General features: G+C 68.6%; 21 protein-coding genes and 1 riboswitch. Of the genes, 14 read left to right on the plus strand and 7 right to left on the minus strand.

The window, feature by feature from the left end; all coding sequences use genetic code 11:
* Window positions 1-82: 82 nt before the first annotated feature.
* From ABEB12_RS26260 to ABEB12_RS26275, 4 genes are all read right to left on the minus strand, one after another.
* Window positions 83-829 (minus strand): methyltransferase domain-containing protein, encoded by a 747-nt coding sequence (locus ABEB12_RS26260; RefSeq protein WP_185062435.1) that lies wholly within the window; start codon window positions 827-829, stop codon window positions 83-85.
* The gene (locus ABEB12_RS26265) at window positions 826-2,106 is read right to left on the minus strand and encodes an asparagine synthase-related protein (protein WP_185062436.1); all 1,281 of its coding nucleotides are present in this window, start codon (window positions 2,104-2,106) and stop codon (window positions 826-828) included. Before ABEB12_RS26265 ends, ABEB12_RS26260 begins: the two co-directional genes overlap by 4 nt.
* 302 nt (window positions 2,107-2,408) lie before the next feature.
* A complete protein-coding gene (locus tag ABEB12_RS26270; RefSeq protein ID WP_345703157.1) occupies window positions 2,409-2,534 on the minus strand; it encodes a hypothetical protein in 126 nt (41 codons plus the stop codon).
* Between the two features lie 350 nt (window positions 2,535-2,884).
* Window positions 2,885-4,093: a helix-turn-helix domain-containing protein gene (locus tag ABEB12_RS26275; protein ID WP_185062437.1), complete on the minus strand. Its 1,209-nt coding sequence runs from the start codon at window positions 4,091-4,093 to the stop codon at window positions 2,885-2,887.
* Window positions 4,094-4,171: 78 nt separating this feature from the next.
* On the opposite strand from ABEB12_RS26275, the gene ABEB12_RS26280 reads away from it, so the two are divergent.
* Window positions 4,172-4,900, plus strand: coding sequence for an HAD hydrolase-like protein (locus ABEB12_RS26280; protein WP_185062438.1), 729 nt, complete (start codon window positions 4,172-4,174; stop codon window positions 4,898-4,900).
* A gap of 161 nt (window positions 4,901-5,061) precedes the next feature.
* Here the strand turns inward: ABEB12_RS26280 and ABEB12_RS26285 are convergent, their stop codons facing one another.
* Window positions 5,062-6,186 (minus strand): hypothetical protein, encoded by a 1,125-nt coding sequence (locus ABEB12_RS26285; protein ID WP_185062439.1) that lies wholly within the window; start codon window positions 6,184-6,186, stop codon window positions 5,062-5,064.
* Window positions 6,187-6,906: 720 nt separating this feature from the next.
* Here ABEB12_RS26285 and ABEB12_RS26290 point away from each other — a divergent pair.
* From ABEB12_RS26290 to ABEB12_RS26320, 7 genes are all read left to right on the plus strand, one after another.
* Window positions 6,907-7,314: a low affinity iron permease family protein gene (locus ABEB12_RS26290; protein WP_185062440.1), complete on the plus strand. Its 408-nt coding sequence runs from the start codon at window positions 6,907-6,909 to the stop codon at window positions 7,312-7,314.
* Window positions 7,315-7,394: 80 nt separating this feature from the next.
* The gene (locus ABEB12_RS26295) at window positions 7,395-7,568 is read left to right on the plus strand and encodes a CsbD family protein (RefSeq protein ID WP_185062441.1); all 174 of its coding nucleotides are present in this window, start codon (window positions 7,395-7,397) and stop codon (window positions 7,566-7,568) included.
* A 72-nt stretch (window positions 7,569-7,640) separates the two neighbouring features.
* Window positions 7,641-7,907: riboswitch (cobalamin riboswitch) on the plus strand.
* A 134-nt stretch (window positions 7,908-8,041) separates the two neighbouring features.
* Window positions 8,042-10,864 (plus strand): ribonucleoside-diphosphate reductase subunit alpha, encoded by a 2,823-nt coding sequence (locus ABEB12_RS26300; RefSeq protein ID WP_185062442.1) that lies wholly within the window; start codon window positions 8,042-8,044, stop codon window positions 10,862-10,864.
* Window positions 10,846-11,910: a ribonucleotide-diphosphate reductase subunit beta gene (locus ABEB12_RS26305; protein WP_185062443.1), complete on the plus strand. Its 1,065-nt coding sequence runs from the start codon at window positions 10,846-10,848 to the stop codon at window positions 11,908-11,910. The genes ABEB12_RS26300 and ABEB12_RS26305 overlap by 19 nt, the downstream gene beginning before the upstream one ends.
* Window positions 11,911-11,973: 63 nt before the next feature.
* A complete protein-coding gene (locus ABEB12_RS26310; RefSeq protein ID WP_185062444.1) occupies window positions 11,974-13,134 on the plus strand; it encodes an acyl-CoA dehydrogenase family protein in 1,161 nt (386 codons plus the stop codon).
* A gap of 4 nt (window positions 13,135-13,138) precedes the next feature.
* On the plus strand, window positions 13,139-14,056 hold the full coding sequence (locus tag ABEB12_RS26315) for a ribonuclease Z (RefSeq protein ID WP_185062445.1): 918 nt from the start codon (window positions 13,139-13,141) through the stop codon (window positions 14,054-14,056).
* Window positions 14,053-14,763: a TSUP family transporter gene (locus ABEB12_RS26320; RefSeq protein WP_185062446.1), complete on the plus strand. Its 711-nt coding sequence runs from the start codon at window positions 14,053-14,055 to the stop codon at window positions 14,761-14,763. Before ABEB12_RS26315 ends, ABEB12_RS26320 begins: the two co-directional genes overlap by 4 nt.
* Here ABEB12_RS26320 and ABEB12_RS26325 read toward each other — a convergent pair.
* Window positions 14,760-15,329, minus strand: a complete 570-nt coding sequence (locus ABEB12_RS26325) for an ANTAR domain-containing protein (RefSeq protein WP_185062447.1) — start codon at window positions 15,327-15,329, stop codon at window positions 14,760-14,762. The genes ABEB12_RS26320 and ABEB12_RS26325 overlap by 4 nt on opposite strands.
* 233 nt (window positions 15,330-15,562) lie before the next feature.
* Between ABEB12_RS26325 and ABEB12_RS26330 the strand changes: the two genes are divergently transcribed.
* Window positions 15,563-16,399 carry an LLM class flavin-dependent oxidoreductase gene (locus tag ABEB12_RS26330; protein WP_345703158.1) on the plus strand — a complete coding sequence of 279 codons (837 nt, stop codon included), beginning with the start codon at window positions 15,563-15,565 and terminating at the stop codon, window positions 16,397-16,399.
* Between the two features lie 57 nt (window positions 16,400-16,456).
* On the opposite strand, the gene ABEB12_RS26335 is transcribed toward ABEB12_RS26330, so the two are convergent.
* Window positions 16,457-17,281, minus strand: coding sequence for a dienelactone hydrolase family protein (locus tag ABEB12_RS26335; protein ID WP_185062448.1), 825 nt, complete (start codon window positions 17,279-17,281; stop codon window positions 16,457-16,459).
* Between the two features lie 138 nt (window positions 17,282-17,419).
* On the opposite strand from ABEB12_RS26335, the gene ABEB12_RS26340 reads away from it, so the two are divergent.
* From ABEB12_RS26340 to ABEB12_RS26360, 5 genes are all read left to right on the plus strand, one after another.
* Window positions 17,420-18,103, plus strand: coding sequence for a VC0807 family protein (locus ABEB12_RS26340; RefSeq protein WP_345703159.1), 684 nt, complete (start codon window positions 17,420-17,422; stop codon window positions 18,101-18,103).
* Between the two features lie 10 nt (window positions 18,104-18,113).
* Entirely contained in the window at window positions 18,114-19,265 is a 1,152-nt protein-coding gene (locus ABEB12_RS26345; protein ID WP_345703160.1) for a sensor histidine kinase, read from the plus strand.
* The gene (locus tag ABEB12_RS26350; RefSeq protein ID WP_185062449.1) at window positions 19,262-19,867 is read left to right on the plus strand and encodes a response regulator; all 606 of its coding nucleotides are present in this window, start codon (window positions 19,262-19,264) and stop codon (window positions 19,865-19,867) included. Before ABEB12_RS26345 ends, ABEB12_RS26350 begins: the two co-directional genes overlap by 4 nt.
* 176 nt (window positions 19,868-20,043) lie before the next feature.
* A complete protein-coding gene (locus ABEB12_RS26355; protein ID WP_185062450.1) occupies window positions 20,044-20,904 on the plus strand; it encodes a metal-dependent hydrolase in 861 nt (286 codons plus the stop codon).
* Window positions 20,901-21,749, plus strand: a complete 849-nt coding sequence (locus ABEB12_RS26360) for a hypothetical protein (protein WP_185062451.1) — start codon at window positions 20,901-20,903, stop codon at window positions 21,747-21,749. The genes ABEB12_RS26355 and ABEB12_RS26360 overlap by 4 nt, the downstream gene beginning before the upstream one ends.
* Window positions 21,750-21,766: the final 17 nt, after the last annotated feature.

A 21,766-nucleotide genomic window follows, 5' to 3' on the forward strand; every position in this document is an offset into this window, starting at 1 on the left:
TCCGCGAGTCGGCGATCCCAGCACAGTGATTCCAGAGTTGGTCACCTGACTGTGACCACCGATTTTCGCCGGTGAGGCGATGTCAGGGGCAACGCCCACCAGACGGGGTGGGGTCGGCCTCGCGCGGACGCCGATGGACGGCGCAGACGAACGGGCCGGCCGGGACGAGCGCGAATCCGTGAGCGCGCAGTATTCGCGCGATCTCGGCCGGCGGAGTGACTCGGCGGATGATCGTGTCGCTTGCGGCGGACCCGTCTGGGAACGACCAATCTCGATGGGTGGTGTGTAGTTTGCTGTCCGCGTCCCAGGCCCCGGCTACGGAGACTTGAGCGTCTGCGTCGTCGATGCGGCAGGTTGAGTGCATGACTTCCCCACTCGGCGGCGGCGCGGTTAGCGTGTTGATGATCAGCAGTGTGTTCGCGTGGGCGTGCGCGGCGAACGTTTCCGCCGCCGCCTGTAGCTCGGCGTCGGTGTGCAGGTAGGCGAGGCTGTTTCCGAGGCAAGTGATCAGGTCGAACTTGCGGCCCAGCCGGACCGTGCGCATGTCACCGAGGCGGATGTTCAGATCCGGGCGGACCAGCTGGGCATACGTGACGAGCTCGGGTTGGAACTCGATTCCGGTGCCGTCCCACCCGTAGTGCACACGGAAGATGTCCAGGTCGCGGCCGGTGCCACACCCCAGGTCGAGGACCGACGCCACGGGCCCGGCCAGTTCCGCGACCGCGCTTGCGACCTGGGCGGCCTGTTCGTCGCCGGTGGTGAGTTGGTCGTACAGGTCGGGGCGCCGGTACATGAGGTTGGCCCGGGCCAAGGTGGCGGGGTCGGTCACAGCTTTGTCCCTGTTCTCTCGGACACGGTCATGCTTCTCAGGCCGAGTTCAACCGCCAAGGTGTCATAGAGCAGCGGTGGCAGCGGCTGGCCTCGGTCGGCCAGGTCCAACACCTCGGCTAGGCCGTAGGGGTTGACGTATCCGAGGTCAACCAGGATCGACTCTTTGAGCATCCCGGCGACCAACCGCGGCGCGTGTCGGGCGAGCGCGAGGGCCATGCTCGGGCCGAACGATTCGGGTCGCTCGGGGTGCGTGACAGCCGGACCAAATCCGGCACGGGCAAGCCGCTGTCTGAACAGGTCCTTGTTGTTGCGCAGCGGAACGGGCAGAGATTCGCCGAGTTGGAGCATGTCCGGCTGGGCCAGCGGTGCGACCGGCCACAACCCCGCTCGAAGGTAGTTCGGATGACGCGCCGCCGCCATCAACGTAGGCACCGCTACCGCGGACGAGGGCGCGACGTTGGTTTCCAGCTCATTTAGGCCCCTTCGGACACGCGGGCCCAACCACCCAGGTAAGGCAGGCAGCGGCGGCGGGGCGTCACGCTCAGCGAGCCGCAAGGCGAGCATCTCGTCACCACCAAACCCGGTCAAGATCGTGTGGACTCCATGGCTGACGGCTTTACGGCGCATTGCGTCGAAAGCTTCCCAGTACACCTCCCCGTCGCCGTCGTGGGCGACGTGCAGCCGCGAACCGTCGAGGTCGAACGGCAAGTGGTCGCGAACCGGCACCGCGTAATCGCGGAATTCGAGTTTGTCGGCCAGGTTCATGCGACGCAGGACTTGCGCTTTCCCGTCCACACCGTCTATGAGAACTCCGAACGAGCAGATCTGGCTTTCGCCGCAGCTGGCCATGCTGAGGGCGACGTTCGCCGAATCTAGGCCGCCGGAAAGTTCGACTCCAACGCCTTGAGCGTTTGCATCGAAGATCGGTTGGACGATTTTATTTAGGCGATGGCGAAATTCGCTGACGGGATCCGCATCGCTAGCCAGGTGACGCGCTTTCAGCACGTGTAGCGCATCTGGCGGGTAGCGGAGGTTAATGCCAGCCTCGGTGAATGTTGCGACCGTTGGCTCGGTAATTCGGTGGATTTCCGAAAAAAGAGTGTCTGTGCTATAGCGGTGGCGTCGGCTCAGCAATCTGGCCACCACACGGTCAACCATGCGCTCCGACGAGGCGAACTCGGATAGGTCCGCCACATCCCAGGAACCATGAAGCTCGTCGCCCTTGCACGCGACGTAGACCGGTGCGATCCCTAGCGGGCCGGCCACGACGTGCACCCGTCCTCGCCGGATTTCGACACTCAGCGTGTCGCCATTGGGACGCCGCTCCGAAATAGTGAACCGCACGCCCCCGTCAGCCGTCGGGGTTAGCGAGTGAGCGAGCATGGGATGAATAAGGGGTTCTATGAAGCTCTCGCCGCACCAGTAGCCCCCGCGCCATATCCAGTCGCACGCGCGCATTGTGTCGGCAAGTCGCACCCTCATGCGGAGCACGGATCACACCCACTTCTCTCATGATCTGATGCCAGGAGGAAACGATGGGGCGCCAGCAAGACAGCCCACTGGCGCCCCACCCATATCTACGAATCCGTGTTGCAGTGATCGCCCTGCGCATCGCCGTGACCCGGCATCTTGCGGACGTACTCATCCCCGCGAACAGGGATACCGGTCACAGCGTCATCATCAAACAGCGCCGGTTCATTCATCTAGCTCACCCCCTTTCGCTGTACTCGACTCCGCCGCAGCGTTCGCCATCCGCGCACGACAGCGAGAATGAAACCCAATTCGAGGTCAAGTTCTTGATGCCAGCGGGGGCACCTACTGCGCCTCGCTGGTATTTGCGACTGGCCTGCCGGAATAGAGATATGACCAGTCACGACAAGCAGTGGGTGCGACGACGCGACTTGCGGCGGAGCCGTCCAAATGCCGGCCGGCGTGTGAACCGACATCGTCCTCACCCCCGGTCATCGCTCACTTGCTCTGACCAGAAGCTATGTGTGCTACTCGCGAGTAATCCGAACTGTCGGTTCGGACCGCATGGCGGTTCGGGGTTCTGCTAGACGGGCAAACCAATGCGGAGGGCGAGCTGTGATGCCTCTGCCGCTACGTGGCGGCGCCCGCGTTGCGCGACGTTGCGCAGCACCGCATGTGCCGCGGGCCTGTACTGGATGTCCTCGGGCGCCTCGCGCTCTGCCGCGGTCAGCAGCGTGAGCGCACTCGCGAAGTCACGGCGCTGTGCGTGGCCCTTGGCCTGGTCGACCAGGAAAGCCACACGACGCTCAATCGAGGGCGACTGGCCATGGTCGACTCGCTCGGCAAGCCGCAATCCCTCGGACGCCTCGCCTGACTCAAATTCAATGCTCACCGCGTACATCGCGACGTTCGTCGGGCCAAATGCGGTCCACATGGTGTTCCGCTCACCGGTTCGGTCGGCGAGGGGAACAACCTTGCGCAGACGGTCTCGGGCCGTCCAGGCGTCGCCATTGCGGGCCGCCGCGATGGCGCCCATGAGTATGACCGCCCCGTACATGGCGGCCGCGTCGGTCGAGCCGGTGGCCAGTGACGGCTCAAGGCGTTCCGCCGCCTTCATGGCCACAGCTTCGGCCGCCTCTGGCTCCTCGTCGGACAGCAGAACTTGAGTCATGTTCCACTGCGCGGCGGCCAGCCGGACGGGGTCATCTGCCGCCTCGGCGCAGCGCAGCGCACGGTCGGCGGCGAGTAGGGACAGGTCAACGCGCCCGATGCGCTTAGTAACCGTGCGGAGCAATCCGTACAGGTCAGCCGCGCATCCGAGGGTTGGCCGGCGGGAAGTCGTGTGTTGCTCCGAACTGGCGCGTACCGCGTGCTCTGCATCCGCAATGAGCCCCGGCAGGCGTTCGGTGAGCCGGCTATAGCGGTGCGGAGACGTCTGCCATGTTGACCATGCGTCGTCGATTCGACGGCGTAGTACGGACAGCGCGGGAGGCGCGTCGATGGGCGCCCCGGGGTTGGTCAGCGCCTGGTAGATCGCGTCACCGGCAGCGGTCTTGATCCGGGTGTTCTCGGTCGCGGCTCGGTTGCCCAGCAGCTCGCCGGGCGACACCCGTAGCACGTCGGCCAACTGGGCAAGGACGGCAATGGTCGGGACCTTCTGGCCGCGTTCGATTAGACGCAGGTAGTCGGGAGTGATCCCCGCCAGGCCCGCAACGACTGCTTTACTGCGCCGCGCGGCGGTCCGATAGAACTGGACTCGCTCCCCGATCGACCGCGCCAAGGCGTCGTCCATGAGTCCCCGTTCTGCGCTGGCGGCCCCGGCTAGCTCCACACCGCGTGGTTGATCATGATAGATGGCAGACTGCCTGTCATGTCGTCTGCTGGGCCGGACCACGCGCGGGTTCTTGTGTTATGGGATATCGACCATACCCTGATTGAGACGCGCGGTGTGGGTTTCGCCATTTATCAGCGAGCGTTTCGCGCGTCAACTGGCCATCCACTCCAGCAACTCGCCCAGGTCGCCGGCCGCACCGAGCTGGACATCATGCGGGAGACCCTCCGCATTAACGGAATCGAGCCGACGAGCGAAGCTGTCACAAGTCTCGCACGGGCACTCACGCAAGGCTATGACGAGGCGCGGAATGAACTTGCCTCGACTGGACGCGCCTTGCCCGGCGCCGCCAGAACGCTAAGTCTGCTTGCGGACCAGCCAACAGTTCACCAAGGGGTGCTGACCGGCAACCTTGAAGATGTGGCCCGAATCAAACTCGATGTTTTCGACCTCACGAAGTATCTGGACCTGCACACCAGCGCATACGGGAACGACCATACCGAACGTGCCGACCTCGTAAAGATCGCCCAGGAACGCGCGCGCACCCGCCTCAACGCGACCTTTTCCAATTCTCATACGGTACTGCTTGGCGATACTCCCAATGATATTCATGCCGCCATTTCCGCTGGCGTTCGATCGATTGGTGTTGCCACGGGTAAGAGCAGCGTGGAAGACCTAAAACATGCTGGTGCACACGGGGTGCTCCCAGATCTAGGTAATCTAGCAACAGCCACAGAGCTGATTTTCGCTGTGGCTGATCAGAGCTAGTGGTTCGACCTGCCGAATTCTGACACGCATTGCTCGGTCTCAGGCATCAGCTCTGCGCTCAGTTCTTCCAGCTTGACCCGAAGGTGCTCGCAGGTTTCCTTGCCGCGTCGAGCTACTCGGCGTCCAGGTGTATCCCGATGATCGTCCGGCACACCGATGCATCAAGACCTGTGCCGACCGGTGCTACGTGAGCTCCTGGTCCAGCCCCGAACAAATTCGGCAGGCAGCCCACAGTCTTCGAGCAAGTTGGCCCGGGTTTGCTCGTTGCGCCACGCGAAGAATGCTCGATCGACAATATCGAGTCGGCCGGGACTATGAATATAATCAATGATCGGCGGACTGGTATTGATTTTCGCTTGAGCTGGGCCGACGTTTAGAAGAACCTGAACGAGGTCGCCACGGTCAACGATGTATTGATCATTATTCTGTTCGATAAATTGAACTATCGACCCTATATTTAAGCCTGCTTCCAATTCTTCAGTATCGCTCACAATAATAAGCCCAAGAACCCACTGAGCCAATGAAGAATCGGGCCACAGCTCCACGTGTGGTTTGGCAAATTCCCTGATGAAGTTGGCGTATCTGCCCGTCAGGTTGCCGACTATCTCAGCGATTGCTGCGCTGACGTCGAAATCGGCTCCAACCAACTTGCCAGCACTGCCATCCCCAACCATGATTCCCACGCTCTCACACGCCTTGTAGCAAACTTCCTGCACTATCCATACACTGCTAACGCATTGAGCTATTAGCCGGCCCGCAAATTGGGGGTCAAACCGAATATTCATGATCTCGGCGCCAGATTGGATCACATTTCGGAGGGATGTGTCAGTCCATTTGTCGGCGTCGACGGCATCGATTCGCCCAGCCAGATCGCCGTGCAGCTGAATTAAGTGATCACTGTCGCGCCATACCCCTACTACTACAAATCGAACGTCGCTACCCTCATCAAAAAATGCCTTGAGCGCTTGAGCAAATCGCTTTTGTGTCCCAATAGGGAGTACGTGAAATTCTTCGAGCACCACAACTTTCCGGAAGTCGAGCGCTTTGAGCTGTGAGATCACCTGATTCACGTCGCCCAAATCGATGGGCTCGGTATTGAACGTGTTGGTCAACTCATCGGCGCGGTTGCGACCCGCTTCAACGTTCAATCCCGACTCGACGAAAGGAAGTCTGCCTCTAGCGTCTATGCGGCCGGACATGCGGAGGTCACGTTTTTGAGTTTCGACTTGGGAAGTAATCGGGACGTAGCCCGCTTCCCTTAGTACTGCCTTGTTAATGTCTTCCATTGACCAGTACTGCTGGCAGCTAAGTACAACAGACTCGTCAGCTGGAATTGCTCTACGTCGTACGCAGGTCTTACCTTGCTTACTACTCCCGTAGATCACGACTGGCCTTCTTCGCGCAAGTGCTCTTGTGATAGGAGTATCTACCAACGGTCGCACAACATAATTCAGGGGATTTTTTCCACCTTGAATTCCAAATACCTCGCCCAAGAGCTTGATGCGCTCCGGCTCACTGAGCGGAGCGGGTACTCGGCCTAGGAAACTTGGCAGCCAACGTGCGGAGTCGTCACGTGCCACGTTGTTACCCGCCTCTCATCCGACGCGCGCTAGTGCGGAAAGCACGCTACAGCCCATACCTGGCTATTCGGCCACCGTTACGACTCAATCGCGACACGATCGTTGCCAGTCCGCTAAGCCGGATGGCGTTCTCGCTTGAAGTCAGAAATCGCTCTCACAGCCCTGTTACAAATTTCTCGGTCTCCACAATTGGCTCCGCGCTCAGTTCTTTCCAGTTTGGAGCGTACTTGGTCGTATGTTTTCCTTGCTGCGTCGAACTCGTCGGCGCCTAGGTGGGCATGGACTTCCGACCAGCGTCGTTCGCCCTCGCGTCCGTCACGTTTGCTGCCCATACCTCCAAAATAGGGTGCCAAAACAGCAATCACCACACCGAGTCGACGTTCTCAGCACCGGTAGACCGGCCATGCTGGCAATACCCTCAAGGCCATGGGTGAGGACAGCCTGCGGCCGGCGGCGGACAGCCGGGACAGCGGCGGTACGCGACGGTCGCCGTTCGAGCGGTTCGTGGAGGGCGCCTACGGCTGGGTCAGCCGGCCGCCGTTCTTCTACCTGTGCGCGGGCCTGGTGCTGTTCTGGCTGGTCAGCCTGCCGTTCTGGGTGGATCTGAAGACCTGGCAAGCGGCGATCCACACGGCCGGCAGCGTGATCTCACTGCTGCTGCTCACACTGCTGGAGAACGCCTCGCGGCGCGGCGAGGAGGCCGCCCAGGAGAAGCTGAACGTGCTGGCCGAGGCACTCGCCGCGCTGATGGCCTCCCGGGCGACCGAGGACCGCGGCCTCGAGGAGGCGGTGACCAAGCTGCGCCAGGCGGTCGGCCTCGAGGAACGGCACTGACCGAACCAGGCGGTTTCGCCCACCTCGGCCGGGGTATCGGAGCTGTCGACAGCAGCCCCGAGACGGAACGAGGGATCACCATGGGGATGGACGACAAGATCAGCAACAAGGCCGAGGAACTGAAGGGCCACGCCAAGGAGACCACCGGCCGGGCGACCGACAACCCGAAGCTGGAGGGCGAGGGCAAGGTCGACCGGGTCAAGGGCAGCCTCAAGCAGGCCGGCGAGAAGATCAAGGACGCGTTCAAGAAGTAGCCCGGCCGTACTACCAAATGACCCGACACGCCCATCATGTAGTGCCTCCACACCCAATTGGGTCGCACATGTAGTGTTGCGCCCGTCGATGGTTCGTGGCCCGCGAGGGCCGCGTGGCAACAGGGAACCCGGTGCGAATCCGGGACTGCCCCGCAGCGGTAAGTGGGAACGACCGCCGTCATCGAGCGCCCCCGGGCGCTCTCTTGGTCGGACGCCCAGTTGGGCGGACGACGGAGACACAGCACTGGGTCCAACGCCGGGCCCGGGAAGCGACGGCCAGTAGGTGGCGTGAAAGCCGCGCCCACGAGTCCGAAGACCTGCCATCGACGGGCGCGCCGCCGGCGCGCTCGGCTCGGTGTCCTCGCGGGAGGGCAGGCGGGCGGGTTGCGGCGTCGGCTGCCGCACTCCTCGCGTTGCCTGCTCGGCGCGGTTCACCGGCCAGAGGCCGCGAACTCGCGAGGAGTAGCGCTGCGATGACCCTCACCCAGGAGAAGCCGTTACCTCCATCCCCGGCGCCGAAGTCCGGTGTCCCGGTGATCCGCCGCAACGGGGAGACGACCCCGTTCGACTCGAGCAAGATTTCCTCCGCGTTGACCAGGGCATTCCTCGACGTGGAGGGCACCGACGCCGGGGCCTCCAGCCGGGTGCGCGCGGTGGTCGCCGGGCTCACCGAGGCGGTGGAGCTGGCCCTGATGCGCCACGCCGGGCCGGACCGGGCGCTGCACATCGAAGAGATCCAGGACCAGGTCGAGCTGGCGCTGATGCGCGGCGGGCACCACGCGGTGGCCCGCTCCTACGTGCTCTACCGGGAGGAACACGCTCGCGCCCGGGCGGCGGAGGCGACCGACCCGACGTCGGAGAAACAGCCTAAGGTCCGGCTGGCCGACGGCACGCTCACCCCGATCGACACCGACCGGCTGAAGCGGGTCGTCGGAGAGGCGTGTGAAGGCCTGGCCGGCGCGAACTCCGAGCAGGTCCTGGCCGGGACGCGGAAGCTGCTCTACGACGGCATGGGCGCCGAGGAGCTGGACCAGGCCCCGGTGCTGGCCGCCCGCGCGCTGGTGGAGACCGACCCCGACCACTCGTTCGTCAGCGCCCGGCTGCTGCTGGACCGGCTGCGCCGGGAGGCGTTCGGCGCGCTCGGCCTCACCCCGCCCGCCGACCACGCCGAGCTGTCCGGCCGCTATCCGGAGTACCTGGCCGCGTACCTGCGCCGGGGCGTCGACCTGGGCCAGCTGGACCCGGCGATGGCCGAGTTCGACCTGGACAGGGTGGCCGCCGCGATCAAGCCGGAGCGGGACCTGGACTTCGGGTTCCTAGGTCTGCAGACGCTGTACGACCGGTACCTCCTGCACTCCGGGGGCACCCGCTACGAGCTGCCGCAGGCCTTCTTCCTGCGGGTGGCCATGGGCCTGGCCCTGCGCGAGGTGGACCGGGAGGAGCGGGCCATCGGGTTCTACCGGCTGCTGTCCGGCTTCGACGTGATGTGCTCCACGCCGACGCTGTTCAACGCCGGCACCACCCGCCCGCAGCTGTCCTCCTGCTTCCTCACCACCATCCCGGACGACCTGCCCGGGATCTTCGGCGCGATCAGCGACAACGCGCTGCTGTCCAAGTACGCCGGCGGGCTGGGCAACGACTGGACCCCGGTGCGCGGCATCGGCGCACACATCCGGGGCACCAACGGGGTCTCCCAGGGCGTGGTGCCGTTCATGAAGATCGCCAACGACACGGCGGTGGCGGTCAACCAGGGCGGCAAGCGCAAGGGCGCGGTGTGCGGCTACCTGGAGACCTGGCACATCGACGTCGAGGAGTTCCTGGAGCTGCGCAAGAACACCGGCGACGACCGCCGGCGCACCCACGACATGAACACCGCCAACTGGGTGCCGGACGAGTTCCTGCGCCGGGTGCGGGCGGACGCCGAGTGGACGCTGTTCTCCCCCGACGAGGCCGCCGACCTGCACAACCTCTACGGCGACGAGTTCACCACCGCCTACCGGGCGCACGAGGAGGCGGCGGCGCGCGGCGAGCGGAAGGTGTTCCGCACGGTCCGGGCGGTGGAGCTGTGGCGGCGCATGCTGACCATGCTGTTCGAGACCGGGCACCCGTGGATCACCTTCAAGGACCCCTGCAACCTGCGCTCCCCGCAGCGGCACGCCGGGGTGGTGCACTCGTCCAACCTGTGCACCGAGATCACCCTGAACACCACCGCGACGCCCGACGCCGAGGAAGTGGCGGTGTGCAACCTGGCCTCGGTGAACCTGGCCCGGCACGTCGGCGCCGGAGGGCTGGACAGGGAGAAGCTGGCGCGCACCGTCCGCACCGCCGTGCGGATGCTGGACAACGTCATCGACATCAACTTCTACACAATCGGATCGGCTCGGCGGTCCAACCTGCGCCACCGGCCGGTCGGGCTCGGCCTGATGGGGCACCAGGACGCGCTGTTCACCCAGCGCATCCCGCTGGCCTCGGACCGCGCGGTGGAGTTCGCCGACGAGTCCATGGAGCTGATCAGCTACCACGCCATCTCGGCGTCGGCGGACCTGGCCGCCGAGCGGGGTCGCTACGCCACGTTCGCCGGGTCGCTGTGGAGCCAGGGCGTGCTGCCCATCGACTCCGTCGAGCTGCTCGCCGCCACCCGGGCGGAGGGCGAGCTGGAACTGGACCGGACCACCCGGCTGGACTGGGCCGCGCTGCGCGAGAAGGTCCGGTCCCAGGGCATGCGCAACTCGAACGTGATGGCCATCGCGCCGACCGCGACGATCGCCAACATCACCGGGGTCAACCCATCCATCGAGCCGCTCTACCGGAACCTGTACGTCAAGGCGAACATGTCCGGGGACTTCACCGTGGTCAACCCCTACCTGGTCCGCGACCTGGCGGAACGCGGCCTCTGGGACCCGGTGATGGTCGGCGACCTGAAGTACTTCGACGGCGCGCTGGGCCAGATCGAGCGGGTGCCGGCCGAGCTCAAGGAGCTCTACGCCACCGCGTTCGAGATCGACAGCCGGTGGCTCATCGAGGCGGCCGCGCGCCGGCAGAAGTGGCTGGACCAGGCCCAGTCGCTGAACCTCTACATCGCCAGGCCCAGCGGCCGGGAGCTGGACGCGCTCTACCAGCTGGCCTGGGTCAGGGGTCTCAAAACCACCTACTACCTGCGCTCCCAGGCCGCCACGAAAGTGGAGAAGTCCACCCTGGTCACCACCGACGGCCGGCTCAACGCCGTCGCCCCGGTAACCGTCACGCCCGCCCCCGCCTGTGCCATCGACGACCCCGAATGCGAGGCCTGCCAGTGAGCTCCGGACTGGGCACGATCGAACGCGGTGCGGCCCGCGTCGACGTCTCCGACAAGCGCATGATCAACGCTCGGGCGGACGTGAACCAGCTGCTGCCGCTCAAGTACCGGTGGGCCTGGGACAAGTACCTGGCCGCCTGCGCCAACCACTGGATGCCGTCCGAGGTGTCCATGCAGGCGGACATCTCGCTGTGGCGCTCCCCCGACGGGCTGACCGCCGACGAGCGGCACATGGTCAAGCGGAACCTGGGCTTCTTCGCCACCTCGGAGTCCCTGGTGGCGAACAACATCGTGCTCGCGGTCTACCGGCACCTGACCAACCCGGAGTGCCGGCAGTACCTGCTCCGCCAGGCCTTCGAGGAGGCCGTGCACACGCACACCTTCCAGTACATCTGCGAGAGCCTGGGCCTGGACGAGGGCGAGCTGTTCAACGCCTACCGGGAGGTGCCGTCGATCACCGACAAGGCGGCCTGGGCGCTGGAGCACACCCGCAGCCTGGAGGACCCGGACTTCCGCACCGGCACCCCGGCCGCCGACCAGGCCTTCCTGCGTGACCTGGTGGCGTTCTACGTGGTGTTCGAGGGGATGTGGTTCTACACCGGGTTCGCGCAGATCCTGGCGCTGGGCCGGCGCGGCAAGATGCCCGGCATCGCCGAGCAGTACCAGTACATCCTGCGCGACGAGTCGATCCACCTGAACTTCGGCGTGGACGTGATCAACCAGATCGCCTCGGAGAATCCGGGGCTGTGGACCGACCAGTTCCGGGGCCAGGTGCGCGACATGCTCGCCGAGGGCTGCGAGCTGGAGATCGCCTACGGCCGGGACACGCTGCCGAGGGGCATGCTCGGCCTGTCCGCCGACTCGTGCGAGCAGTACATGCGGTTCATCGCCGACCGGCGGTGCGCCCAGCTGGGGCTGGCCCCGCTGTTCGGGGCGAGCGAGAACCCGTTCGGCTGGATGTCCGAGTCGATGGACCTGACCAAGGAGAAGAACTTCTTCGAGACCAGGGTCACCGAGTACCAGACCGGAGGCACCCTGGTCTGGTAGTCCGCCGCGACCGGCCGGCGTCGGTCTTTGACCGGCGTCGGCCGCCGGGGTGAGGATGCGGGCATGACTGACGTGTCGGCGGAGGACTTCGGGTACGTCCTGGAGCAGGTGCGCGGCTTCATCCGGCGGGAGGTCGTGCCCCGGGAGAACGAGATCATGGCCAACGACCGGATCCCGGACGACCTGCGCGCGGCCGCGGCGGAGATGGGGCTGTTCGGCTACGCCGTCCCCGAGGAGTGGGGCGGGCTGGGGCTGAACCTGGCCCAGGACGTGGAGCTGGCCTTCGAGTTCGGGTACACCACGCTGGCGTTCCGCTCCATGTTCGGCACCAACAACGGCATCGCCGGGCAGGTGCTGGTCGGCTTCGGCACCGACGAGCAGAAGAAGGCGTGGCTGCCCCGGATCGCCTCCGGCCAGGTGGTGGCCTCGTTCGCGCTCACCGAGCCCGGTGCCGGCTCCAACCCGGCCGGGCTGCGCACGCGCGCCAGAAGGGACGGCGCCGACTGGGTCATCGACGGGCAGAAGCGGTTCATCACCAACGCCCCGGTGGCCGGCCTGTTCGTGGTGTTCGCCCGCACCTCCGAGCCGGCCGCCGGCAACCCGGGGATCTCGGTGTTCCTGGTCCCGTCGGAGACGCCGGGGGTCAGCGTCGGCCCCAAGGACGCCAAGATGGGCCAGGAGGGCGCCTGGACCGCCGACGTCGCCTTCGACGACGTGCGGGTGCCGGCGGAGGCCATGGTCGGCGACGAGGTGTCCGGCTACCGGGCGGCGATGACCTCGCTGGCCCGGGGCCGGGTGCACATCGCCGGGCTGGCCGTGGGCAGCGCCCAGCGCGCGCTGGACGAGTCGGTGGCCTACGCGGCCACGAACACCCAGGGCGGCCAGCCGATCGGCGCGTTCCAGCTGGTGCAGGCGATGCTCGCCGACCAGTACACCGGGGTGGCGGCCGGGCGGGCCATGGTGCGCGAGGCCGCCCGGGCCTACGTCTCCGGCGAGGACCGCCGGATCGCGCCGTCGGCGGCCAAGCTGTTCTGCACCGAGATGGCCTGCCAGGTGGCCGACCTGGCCGTCCAGGTGCACGGCGGCACCGGCTACATGAAGGAGATCCCGGTGGAGCGGATCTACCGGGACGTCCGCCTGCTGCGGCTCTACGAGGGCACCAGCGAGATCCAGCGCCTGATCGTGGGCGGCGGGCTGCTCAAGCAGCAGGCCGCGAGCTCCTGAGGCGGTGTCCGTACGGGAGCTGGTGGTGCTCGGCACGGCCAGCCAGGCGCCCACCCGCACCCGCAACCACAACGGCTACTTCCTGCGCTGGGACGGCGACGGCCTGCTGTTCGACCCGGGCGAGGGCACTCAGCGGCAGCTGCTGCTGGCCGGCGTGCCCAGCAGCGCGATCACCCACATCTGCCTGACCCACTTCCACGGCGACCACTGCCTGGGCCTGCCCGGGGTGATCCAGCGGATGTCCCTGGACGGCGTGGCGCACCCGGTGCACGCGCACTACCCGGCGTCCGGCCAGCGGTACTTCGAGCGGCTGCGACACGCCACGGTGTTCCACGACCGCACCCGGCTGCACCCGGGTCCGATCGAGCGGGCCGGGGTGGTCGCGGAGGGCGCCTTCGGGCGGCTGGAGGCGCGCGGGCTGGACCACCCGGTGGACGCCTACGGCTACCGCCTGGTCGAGCCGGACGGCGTGCGCATGCGGCCCGAGCTGCTGGAACGGTTCGGCCTGACCGGCGCGGACATCGGCCGGCTGCGCCGGGAAGGCTCGTTGGCCCGCGCGGACGGCGGGACCGTGATGCTGGCCGAGGTGAGCCGGCCGCGACCCGGGCAGCGGTTCGCGTTCGTCATGGACACGCGGCTGTGCGACGCGGTGTACGAGCTGGCCGACGGGGTGGACATGCTGGTGATCGAGTCGACGTTCCTGCGCCGGGACGCGGCGCTGGCCCGCGACTACGGCCACCTCACCTCCGCGCAGGCCGGCGAGGTGGCGCGGGACTGCGGGGTGCGCCGGCTGGTGCTGACCCACTTCTCCCAGCGGTACCGGGACGCGCGCGAGTTCGCGGCCGAGGCCGCCGAGTTCTTCGACGGGGACATCGTGCTCGCCGAGGACCTAGCCACGATCCCGCTGCCGCCGCGCCCGTGAGCCCGGGTGTGCTCGCCGCGCTGGCGGCGGTGGTGCTGGTCGCGGCGTTCGTGCAGGGCAGCACCGGCGTGGGGTTCGCGCTGATCGCGGCGCCGGTGGTCGGCATCCTGCGGCCCGGCCTGCTGCCGGTGTTCCTGCTGGTGCTGATGATCCCGCTGAACGTGTACGTGGCCTGGCGGGAGCGGGACCGGCTGGACCACCGGGGCGCCGGCTGGATCACCGCCGGACGGCTGGCCGGCACCCTGGGCGGCATCTGGGTGTTGCTGGCCATCCCGATGGACCGGCTGAACCTGCTGATCGGCGTCTCCACCGTGCTGGCCGCGCTGGCCGGGCTGGCCGCCCCGGCGTTCCGGCCGGGCCGGGGCGCGCTGCTGGTGGCGGGCGCGGTCACCGGGGTCACCGAGACGTCCACCGGCGTCGGCGGTCCCCCACTGGCCCTGGTCTACCAGCACCAACCCGCCGCCGTGCTGCGGGCCACGGTGGCCGTGTGTTTCCTGGTCGGCGAGGTGATCTCCCTGGTGCTGCTGGCCGCCACCGGGCGGGCCACCGGGGCCCAGTTCGGCACGGCGCTGCTGCTGCTCCCCGCGCTGGCCCTCGGCGCGCTGCTCAGCCGCTGGGTGCACCACCGGCTGGACGGCCGGCTGATGCGCGCGCTGGTGCTCGCCTTCGCGCTGGCCTCCGGGGTGCTGGTCATGCTGCACGGCTAGGACAGATCGGGGATGCCGCCGGTGTTGTTGATCTCACGGGCCAGGTCGCGCACCTTGATGTTGGAGTTCTGCGACACGGTCACGATCCGGTTGAACGCCTCCCGCTCGGACAGCCCGTAGCGGGCCATCACGATCCCGGTGGCCGCCCCGATCACCTGCCGCGACTTGAGCGCCTCGTGCAGGTTGGCCTGCAGCCGGGCACTGGCCAGCGCCACGGCCGCGTGCGAGGCGAGCAGCCAGCCGACGTGTTCGAACCCCTCGGCGAACGCCCCGGGGCGGGACGAGTACAGGTCCAGCGCGCCCAGGTTCTTGTTCTCGTGCGTGTAGAGCCGGAAGCTGGCCCGCAACTCGTCGGAGGCGCGCACCACGTCGTCGGTGCTGGCCAGGGTGTGCACCCGGCCGTCGCGCACGGCCAGGATGCCGGCGGCGTCGCAGCCGTCCACCAGGTCGACGGCGGCCACCACGATCCGGTCCAGGGTGCCCTGCACCGAGTCCTGGGCCAGCAGGTCGCGCGCCATCTCCGCCAGGCCCTTGGCCAGCTCGCGCCAGTCCACCGGTTCAGACATCGGTGGCCACTCGGGAGGGAAACTCAACGATCAGACGGGTGAGCATCGGTCTCGATTCGGCTCTCCTGGGCCGCCACCACGCGGCACACCGAATCAACTGTCAGCTCGCGTGATACCGGCCCACGACGAAGTGGACAGGGATACGGCCGCAGCTGACTGTGTAACCGGGCTCGGGCTGAACAATAGCGTGCCGCGGATCATCGGCGGCGGAGCCACCCGGCTAGTGTCTGCGGGTGCGAATCGGGTTTCTCACGCATGTGGACAGTTCCGGCACCGCCGAGGACGCCTACCGGGACACGGTCGAGCTGGCGGTGGCCGCCGAGGCACTCGGGTTCCACACGTTCTGGGTGGCGCAGCACCACGGCAGCGCCCGGAACGGCTTCCTGCCCTCCCCGCTGGTGCTGCTCGCCGCGCTGGCCCAGCACACCAGCAGCATCCAGCTGGGCACCGCGGTGATCGCCGCGCCGCTGGAGCAACCCCGGCGGCTGGCCGAGGACGCCGCGGTGGTGGACGCGCTCAGCGGCGGGCGGCTGCAGCTCGGCCTGGGCACCGGCAACGACGCGGAGGCGGCCGAGCGGTTCGGGCACGACCACGCCGACCGCTGGGTCGAGGCGGTCGAGGTGCTCGACGAGCTGTGCGCCGCGCTGGACGGAGAAGGCCTGGTCCCCCAGGCGCCCGGCCTGCGCCGGAGGTTGTGGTGGGCGACCGGCTCCGCCTCCGGCGCGCACCTGGCCGCCGCCCGGGGAATGGGGCTGATCACCGGCCGCCTGCCGCACATCCCCGGCTCCACCGTGCTGCGCGACCTGCGCCGGTACTGGACCCGCGCGGTGGACGAGCCCCGGGTCGGCGGCTCCCGGATCCTCCCGCCGGACGCCGCGCCGAAGCAGCTGGCGGCGGAGTGGGCGACCGACCCCACGCTGGGCTGGTCGACGGAGCTGATCGTGCAGGCCGGGCCGACCCGGCCGGCGCTCGCCGACCGGGTAGCCGCCATGCGGATGTTCGCGCGGGACCTCGAACCCGCCCTCACCGTCGCGCTGGCCGCCCGGCACGGCGAGCTGGCCCGGGTCTAGCGCGGGACACGCTTGCCGAGCGCGCGCCCAGTTCGGCGCGCGCGGGAGAAACCAGCGCTACCCGGCGAGCTGGAGGCGGGTGCGGAACAGGTCCAGCACCTGGTCCAGCGCCTGCCTGGTGGGCTGGCCGGGCTCGTCGATCAGGTGCTCGGTGAGCACCGAGTGCGGTTTCAGCAGCGCATCCGGGTTGGCCGCCTCGTCGTCCAGCTCGACCGCGACGAAGCCGTCGCCGAGCTGTTCGCGGAGGAAGCGGAACCGGCTCTCCGGCACGAAGGCGTCGCCGCGGAACCGCAGGCCGAGCACCTGGAGGCCGCCCTCGGCGCAGCGCTTGCGGACCACCGCCAGGTCCTCCGGGGAGATGTCGATGCTCTCCTTCTGCGCCCGGGTCACCGGGAGCGGCATAGAAGGCTGGGAGAGCACCGGTGCGAGCAGGCGATCGTCGGTGGCCATGGCCAGCGCGTAGCCGCCGGTGAAGCACATGCCCACCGCGCCCACGCCCGGGCCGCCGCACCGCTCGTGCTCGTGCGCGGCCAGCGCGCGCAGCCATCCCACCACCGGGGAGGTCTTGCCCGTCGCCCACACCGTGAACTCGCGGCTCACGCAGGCCGGCAGCATCGAGCTGGCCACGTACCGGGCGGTGCCCAGCTTGCCGCGCACCGCCGGGTCGGGGTCGCGGCCGGGCGTGCCGAACAGCACCGGCAGCACGGCCGTGGCGCCGATCGCGGCCACCCGCTCGGCGAACGCCAGCACCTTGGGCGTGATGCCGGGCATCTCGGCGATAACGATCACCGCCGGCCCCTCCCCCCGGCGCAGCAGCTCGTGGGTCACCGAGCCGGCGGTGAAGCTGTCCCGGTCGAAACCGGTGAGGTCGTGATCAGCCATCGATGCTCCGTTTCTCAAAGGATCACCGAGAGGATGACAGATGTCATGGCCAAGCGGTGACAGTTGTCCCGGGGTCGCGGCCGCCCCCGGCGGGACGCTTTCCTCGTCAACCCGGAACGCGAGGACGAGGAGCACGGCATGAACCGCACGTCGGAAGCCCAACCACCGGCGACCACCGGCGAGATGGGCGCGGGCGCCACCCGCACGCTGCGCCGGATGACCGGCTCGCTGGCCTGGGACATCGGCCTGCCGGTGGCCGCCTACTACGGCGCACGGCTGCTCGGCTGCGATGACTACATCGCGCTTCTGGCCGGCACCCTCACCTCGGCGCTGCGGGTCGGCGTGGTCGCCGTGCGGGACCGCAGGCTGGAACCGTTCGCGGCATTCCTGCTGGTCACCTTCGGCTTCGGGTTGGCGCTCAGCTTCGCCACCGGGGACGCCCGGTTCATGCTGGCCAAGGACTCGGCCACCACCGCAATCGCCGGCCTGGTGTTCCTGGGCAGCTGCCTGGTGCGCCGGCCGCTGACCTACGACGCGACGCTCCGGTTCGCCGGGGCGGGCGGGGTGGCCGCACTGCGCGAGCGCTGGCTGGACCCGGTCGCGCGGCGCCGCTGGTACGTCGCCTCCGTGGTGTGGGGGGCCGGCCTGCTGCTGGAGGCGGTGCTGCGGATCGCGGTGGTGTACCTGCTGCCGCTGGACACCGCGGTCGTCGCGTCCACCGTGCTGCAGGTCACCGCGTTCACCCTGCTGATCGGCTGGACGGTGCGTTCCACCAAACGCGCGCTGGCCGCCGAAGCCCGCACCCCGACCGCCGGCTCGTAGGCTTCGCAGCGTGAACAGCGTCCCCGCCACCGTCGACCCGGACGACGACGTCCTGGTCGACGATGCGGCGTGGCCGGCCTATCTGGGCAGCACCCCGAGCGCCCGGCGGGGCGACCGGCTCGGCGCGTCGCTGTTCGTGCTCTTCCTCGTGCCGATCGGCCTGGCCTCGGCCCGGGACGGCATGCCCCCGGGACCGCTCGCGGTGCTGGTCGCCCTGCTCGTGCTGTACGCGCTGTGCTTCCTCGGGGTGTGGTGGGTACCCGCGCTGTGGCGCGGCACCGCCCGGCGGCTGGCCATGATCTGCGTGGTGTTCCCGGTCGGTGTCGCGGTGGTCCTGCTCAGCGGTCTGAGCGGCTCGATGGCCGTGCTCGGCTACGCGCTCAGCGCCTCGAACGTGATGCTGCCGCTGCGCTGGGCCCGGGTCGTCGGCCTGGTCACCGTGTTCGCCGCGCTGCCGGCCAGCTGGCTGGTCACCGGCGCCGTCGACTGGGTGAGCGTGGTCTTCCTGGCCATGGTGGCGATGATCGCGCTGGGCATGGCCCGGCTGGCCCGCCTGGTCGGGGCGCTGCGCGCGGCCCGCTCGGAGATCCGGGCGCTCGCGGTGGCCGGCGAGCGGGAACGGATGGCCCGGGACCTGCACGACGTGCTCGGCCACTCGCTGACCACGATCACCGTGAAGACCGCGCTGGCCCGGCGGCTGGTGGAGAGCGGCGCCGACGGCGAGCGGGTGGCCGGCGAGCTGCGCGAGACCGAGGATCTCTCCCGCCGCGCGCTGGCCGACATCCGGGCCACCGTCTCCGGGCAGCGCCGGATGTCCCTGGTCGCCGAGCTGGTCTCCGCCCGGGCCGCGCTGCGCGCCGCCGGGATCGAGGCCGACCTGCCGCACGCGGTGGACGACGTGGAGGCGCGGGCCGAGGAACCACTGGCCTACGTGCTGCGCGAGGGGGTGACCAACGTGGTCCGGCACAGCGGCGCCGGCCGGTGCACGGTGCGGGTGGGTGCCCGCTGGCTGGAGGTGGTGGACGATGGGGCCGGGCCGCCGGGGGAACCCGGCAACGGGCTCACCGGGCTGGCCGAGCGGCTGGCCGAGGTGCGCGGCACGCTCGATTTCGGGCCGCTGCCCACCGGCGGTTTCCGGCTCTCCGCGAGGGTGCCGGGATGATCAAAGTACTGGTGGCGGACGACCAGGCGCTGGTCCGGGGCGGCCTGGTGGCGATCCTCAACCTGGAGCCGGATCTCACCGTGGTCGCCGAGGTCGGCGACGGCGACCAGGTCCTTCCGGCCGCCCGCCGCAGCGAACCGGACGTGGCGCTGCTGGACGTACAGATGCCCGGGATGGACGGCATCACCGCCACCGAAGGGCTGCGCTCCTCGGTCCCCGGCTGCCGGGTGCTGATCTGCACCACGTTCGGCCGCCCCGGCTACTTCGCTCGCGCCATGGCCGCCGGCGCGGCCGGGTTCATCCTCAAGGACGCCCCGCCGGAGCAGCTGGTGGACGCCATCCGCCGGGTGCACGCCGGCCTGCGCGCGGTGGACCCCACGCTGGCCGCCGAGTCGCTGGCCACCGGCACCAACCCGCTCACCGAGCGGGAACGGGAGGTGCTGCGCGCGGCCCTGCGCGGCGGCACCGCCGCCGAGATCGCCAAGGCGCTGCACCTGTCCAACGGCACCGTGCGCAACCACCTTTCCTCGGCGATCGGCAAGACCGATGCGGCCAACGGGCCGGACGCGGCCCGCATCGCCGATCAGAACGGCTGGCTCTGAGCCCCACCCTCACCGCGTGAACTCCATGTTCGACACCGCGCCGCGGCTGGATGCACCCGGGCCGCGCGGAGTGGCGGTGGGCAACAACGTACTCTTTCTGATAGTGACTGTCACTTGACCGTCAGTATCAAACGACGTACGGTTTTGAGCGTTCACTCATCGACGAGGAGGACGCCATGACCGAGACCTCCGACCTCGTGGCCCGCCGGGTGACCGTGGACTTCACCGGGGTCAGGGCGGACTGGAACCAGGTGCACCCGGAGTTCGGCCACCTCACCAACGCGATGTCGTTGATGTTGCCGTTCATGGAGCCGTTCTTCATCAAGACCATGCGCGAGGCGAAGAAGCGGCTGCCGGCCGGGCCGTCCGCGCTGAAGCGGGACATCGACCTGTTCAACTTCCAGGAGGGCCGGCACTACTCCAACCACGCCCGGCTGAACGACATCATCCGGGCCGCCCACCCCGAGCCGGTGACCGAGGGCGAGGCCCGGCTGCGCGCCGACTACCAGCGGTACTGGGCGCGCGGGCACAAGTTCGCGCTGGCCTACACCGAGGGCTTCGAGACCGTCGCGCCGCTGCTCTGCGACTACTTCTTCGGCAACCTGCACCGGTTCGGCCTGGACAGCGGCGAGGCGGCGGCCTACCTGTGGCTCTGGCACGTCGCCGAGGAGCACGAGCACCGGACGGTGGCCAACTACGTCTACCACGAGCTGTACCGGGACTACCGGTACCGCGTCTTCGGCATCCTGTTCGCCACCTGGCACGTGTTCGCGTTCTCCCTGCCGATCGCCGGGCGCACCCTGCTCGACGCGCGCCGGCGGATGACCGCACGAGAGCGCTGGCACAGCCGGGCGCGCTACGCCCGGCTGCTGGCCGGAATGTTCGGCATGTTCCTGCCCCAACTGGCGTTGCGCGCCTGCCGGCCCGGCTACGACCCGGCCGACCTCGAGCCGCACCCGGACGCCCGGGCGCTGCTGGACGAGGCGCTGGCCCGGTTCGGCGAGGCCACCCCGCGCGGGGCGGGAGAACCGGCGTGAACCCGCTCGGTTTGAATCCACTCGGCGTGAACCCGCTCGGTGGCGGCCCGGTGCCGGACCCGAGCTGGCCGACCAACCCGGCGATCAACGCCGCGTTCACCGCCGGCGCCGGGCTGGCCGTGTTGGCCGGGCTGGTGTTCGCCGTCCGCTGCTACCGGCGGGAGGGCACCGTGATCGGCTTCGTCTGCCTGCTCGGCGGCGCGGTGGCCAGCCTGTTCGAGCCGCTGACCGCCGCGAACGCGTTCGTCTACTACCCGGTCCAGGAGCAGTTGACGCTGTTCACCGCCTACGGCGTGCGTATCCCGCTGTTCCTCACCCTGGCTTACACGGCCGAGATCGGCCTCGGCTCGCTCGCCCTGTGGCGGCTGCTGCGCGCCGGCGGCGGGCCGTCGGCGGTGATGCGGGTGTGGCTGCTGGTGGCCCTGGGCGACGTGCTGTTGGAGACCCCGGCGCTGTGGTTGCGGGTGTTCTACTACTACGGGCCGCAGCCGCTGAACCTGTGGGGCATGCCGCTCTACTGGGCGCCGCTGGACGGCGCACTGGGCATACTGCCCGCCGTGCTGCTGCACCTGCTGCACGGCCCCAGCTGGCGGGCGTGGCACCACCTGGTGCTGATCGCGCTGTACCCGACCAGCGTGGCGGTCTTCTACGTCGGCGCCGGGTGGCCGGTGTGGACCCTCATGAACACCGGCGTCGCGATGCCCTGGATCTGGGCCGGCGGGCTGCTCACCGTCGCGCTGACCTACCTGTTCGTCCGTGCGCTCGCCGCGCTGACCGCCGTACCGCCCGAGGCCCTGCGCAACGCCTGGCGCGCATCGCCGGCCGACCACGCCCTGCCCCACTGACGCCACCACCGCCACTC

Origin of the sequence: Actinospineispora eucalypti (genome assembly GCF_039543365.1) — a bacterium.
In the GTDB taxonomy this organism is placed as follows: Bacteria; Actinomycetota; Actinomycetes; order Mycobacteriales; family Pseudonocardiaceae; genus Pseudonocardia; species Pseudonocardia eucalypti.

Bases quoted from the DNA above. Each gene is read 5' to 3' on its own strand.
- ABEB12_RS26270 (WP_345703157.1), bottom strand. From the start codon at position 2,534: ATGAATGAACCGGCGCTGTTTGATGATGACGCTGTGACCGGTATCCCT.
- ABEB12_RS26325 (WP_185062447.1), bottom strand. From the start codon at position 15,329: ATGTCTGAACCGGTGGACTGGCGCGAGCTGGCCAAGGGCCTGGCGGAG.
- ABEB12_RS26340 (WP_345703159.1), top strand. From the start codon at position 17,420: ATGAACCGCACGTCGGAAGCCCAACCACCGGCGACCACCGGCGAGATG.
- ABEB12_RS26350 (WP_185062449.1), top strand. From the start codon at position 19,262: ATGATCAAAGTACTGGTGGCGGACGACCAGGCGCTGGTCCGGGGCGGC.
- ABEB12_RS26285 (WP_185062439.1), bottom strand. From the start codon at position 6,186: ATGGAAGACATTAACAAGGCAGTACTAAGGGAAGCGGGCTACGTCCCG.
- ABEB12_RS26290 (WP_185062440.1), top strand. From the start codon at position 6,907: ATGGGTGAGGACAGCCTGCGGCCGGCGGCGGACAGCCGGGACAGCGGC.
- ABEB12_RS26295 (WP_185062441.1), top strand. From the start codon at position 7,395: ATGGGGATGGACGACAAGATCAGCAACAAGGCCGAGGAACTGAAGGGC.
- ABEB12_RS26300 (WP_185062442.1), top strand. From the start codon at position 8,042: ATGACCCTCACCCAGGAGAAGCCGTTACCTCCATCCCCGGCGCCGAAG.
- ABEB12_RS26280 (WP_185062438.1), top strand. From the start codon at position 4,172: ATGTCGTCTGCTGGGCCGGACCACGCGCGGGTTCTTGTGTTATGGGAT.
- ABEB12_RS26310 (WP_185062444.1), top strand. From the start codon at position 11,974: ATGACTGACGTGTCGGCGGAGGACTTCGGGTACGTCCTGGAGCAGGTG.
- ABEB12_RS26275 (WP_185062437.1), bottom strand. From the start codon at position 4,093: ATGGACGACGCCTTGGCGCGGTCGATCGGGGAGCGAGTCCAGTTCTAT.
- ABEB12_RS26335 (WP_185062448.1), bottom strand. From the start codon at position 17,281: ATGGCTGATCACGACCTCACCGGTTTCGACCGGGACAGCTTCACCGCC.
- ABEB12_RS26355 (WP_185062450.1), top strand. From the start codon at position 20,044: ATGACCGAGACCTCCGACCTCGTGGCCCGCCGGGTGACCGTGGACTTC.
- ABEB12_RS26305 (WP_185062443.1), top strand. From the start codon at position 10,846: ATGCGAGGCCTGCCAGTGAGCTCCGGACTGGGCACGATCGAACGCGGT.